The sequence below is a fragment of the Burkholderia sp. MSh2 genome (genome assembly GCF_000731655.1).
In the GTDB taxonomy this organism is placed as follows: Bacteria; Pseudomonadota; Gammaproteobacteria; order Burkholderiales; family Burkholderiaceae; genus Burkholderia; species Burkholderia paludis.
Genome location: NZ_JPGM01000146.1, coordinates 1 through 3040 on the forward strand (window position 1 = coordinate 1; position 3040 = coordinate 3040).

A 3040-nucleotide genomic window follows, 5' to 3' on the forward strand; every position below is an offset into this window, starting at 1 on the left:
TCGACCTCCACGTCGACCGGCCTGTCGTCGGCCACCAGCTCGATCGGCTCCCTGTCGACCGGCCTCTCGTCGACCGACAGTTCGGTGACCTCGTTGTCGACCTCGACCTCGACGGGCCTCTCGTCGGCTAACAGCTCGATCACGTCGCTGTCCACGTCGACCTCGACGGGTCTGTCCTCGGCGAACAGCTCGATCACCTCGCTGTCGACCTCGACCTCGACGGGCCTCTCGTCGGCGAACAGCTCGATCACGTCGCTGTCGACTTCGACCTCGACCGGCCTCTCGTCGGCCAACAGCTCGATCACGTCGTTGTCGACCTCGACCTCGACCGGTCTCTCGTCGGCCAACAGCTCGATCGATTCGCTGTCGACGTCCACGTCGACCGGCCTCTCGTCGGCCGACAGCTCGATCACGTCGCTGTCGACTTCGACCTCGACGGGCCTCTCGTCGGCGAACAGCTCGATCACGTCGCTGTCGACCTCGACCTCGACCGGCCTCTCGTCGGCCAACAGCTCGATCACGTCGCTGTCGACCTCGACCTCGACCGGTCTCTCGTCGGCCAACAGCTCGATCACGTCGCTGTCGACCTCGACCTCGACCGGCCTCTCGTCGGCCAACAGCTCGATCACGTCGCTGTCCACGTCGACCTCGACCGGCCTGTCGTCGGCGAACAGCTCGATCAGTTCGCTGTCGACTTCGACGTCGACCGGCCTCTCGTCGGCGAACAGCTCGATCACCTCGCTGTCCACGTCGACCTCGACCGGCATCAGCTCGCTGTCCACCGGCCTGTCGTCGACCAACAGCACGATCACCTCGCTGTCCACGTCGACCTCGACCGGCATCGGCTCGCTGTCCACCGGCCTGAGCACGACGAACAGCTCGGTGACGTCGCTGTCCACCTCGACCTCGACCGCGATCAACGCCGCGAAGACGCACTACTACAGCGTCAACGACGGCGGCACGCAGCAGGCGAACTACAACAACGACGGCGCAACCGGCATCAACGCCCTCGCCGCCGGCGTGAACGCCAGCGCGGCGGGCGCCAGCAGCGTCGCGGTCGGCAACGGTTCGAACGCGCAGTCGGCAGGCGCGGTCGCGATCGGCCAGAACGCATCGGCAACGGGCGGGCAGGCAGTGTCGATCGGCGTCGGCAACACGGCAAACGGCGACGGCGCAGTCGCGATCGGCGACCCGAGCATCGCGACGGGTACCGGCGCGGTGGCGATGGGCGCGAACGACACGGCAACCGGCAACGGCGCGGTGGCGCTCGGCAACGCGAACACCGCAACCGGCGCCAGCGCACTGGCCCTCGGCAGCTCGAACCAGGCCACGGCGGACAACACGATCGCACTCGGCAGCAACGCCACGGCCAGTGCGGTCGGGGCCCAGGCCTACGGCTCGGGCGCCACGGCCAGCGCTGCCAACTCGCTCGCGTTCGGTTCGAACTCGCTGGCCAACGTCGCCAACTCGGTCGCACTCGGCGCGAACTCGGTCACGAGCGCCGCGAACCCGACGGCGAGCGCCACGATCGGCGGCGTCACGTACTTCTTCGCGGGCAGCTCGCCGGTCGGCGTGGTCAGCGTCGGCGCACCGGGCCAGGAACGTCAGGTCACGAACGTCGCCGCCGGCCAGATCTCGGCCACCAGCACGGACGCGATCAACGGCAGCCAGCTCAACGCGACGAACAACGCGGTCAACGCGTTGTCGACGTCCACCGCGTCGAACGTCGCGTCGCTGTCGACGGGCATCAACTCGCTGTCCACCGGCCTGAGCGCGACGAACAGCAACGTGGCTTCGCTGTCCACCTCGACCTCGACCGCGATCAACTCGCTGTCGACGGGCCTGAGTGCGACGAACAGCAACGTCAACTCGCTGTCGACGTCGACCTCGACCGGTATCGGCTCGCTGTCCACCGGCCTGAGCACGACCAACAGCAACGTGGCTTCGCTGTCGAGCGGCGTGTCGAACATCAGCAGCACGCTGAACCAGTTGTCGACGACGATCAACAACAATACGACGCGTCTGGAGAACAACAACGGCGTGGCCGCCGACATGAACGGCACCGGTACCGACGCTCCGAAGGTCACCGCCGGCTCGAACTCGGTGGCGATCGGCGCGAACTCCACGGACGGCGGCCGCCAGAACGTGGTGTCGGTCGGCAGCGACACGCAGCAGCGTCAGATCATCAACGTCGCGCCGGGTACGCAAGGCACAGATGCGGTCAACCTGAACCAGCTCAATGCGGTGCAGTCGACGCTGTCGACGGCGCTGTCGGGCCAGCAGGCGCAGATCAATTCGCTGGGTTCGCAACTGCAGCAGACCAACCAGATGGCGATCGACGGTATTGCGGCCGTCGGCGCGATGGCATCGATCCCGCAGATGGATCGCGACGCCAACTTCGGGATGGGCATCGGCACATCGACCTTCCTCGGGCAGAAGGCGATGGCGGTCAATATGCAGGCGCGCATCACGGAGAACCTGAAGGCGTCGATCAACGGCGGCTTCAGCGGTGGTCAGAAGGTGATCGGCGCCGGCATGCTGTACCAGTGGAAGTAACGCGTCGCGCCGCCAGGCCGTCCGGTTCGCCGGACAGCCCGGCGGCCTGGCGGCAGGACGAGCCCGCCGCGCCGTGCGTGGCGGGCTTCAGTCAATCCAGGCATCAAGGATGTAACCGTGAACAAACTCGCTATTGCGCTCGCGCTTTCCGCAACGGCACTCGCCGCCTGCTCGAGCGCATCCGGCCCGACCTACAGCGCTGCCGAACTGCAGCCGCGCGACGGCGTGCGCACCTTCCAGGTGGGCTGCCACGGCCTGCTGTCCGGCCCGCAGACCTGCATCAAGGCCGCCCGCAAGATTTGCGGCGACCAGCCCGTGCGCACCCTCGATTCGGCCCGCGTGCTGCGCGACAAATCCGATCCCGAGACGCTCGTATTCCAGTGCGGCGCCGCGCCGGAGGCGCCGGTGCCGGCACCGGCCGCCGAGCCGGCGGCCGCCACCGTCGAGCACGTGAACCTCTCGGGCGACGCGCTGTTCGCGACCG

At 67.8% G+C, this 3040-nt stretch carries 1 protein-coding gene and 1 pseudogene; both read left to right on the plus strand.

Annotated features, from left to right (window positions below):
• On the plus strand, positions 1-2556 hold a 2556-nt coding region (locus tag GQ57_RS37930), incomplete at its 5' end, for a YadA family autotransporter adhesin (protein ID WP_200880682.1).
• A gap of 117 nt (positions 2557-2673) precedes the next feature.
• Positions 2674-3040 (plus strand): annotated as a pseudogene (locus GQ57_RS37935) (OmpA family protein); the annotation flags it as partial.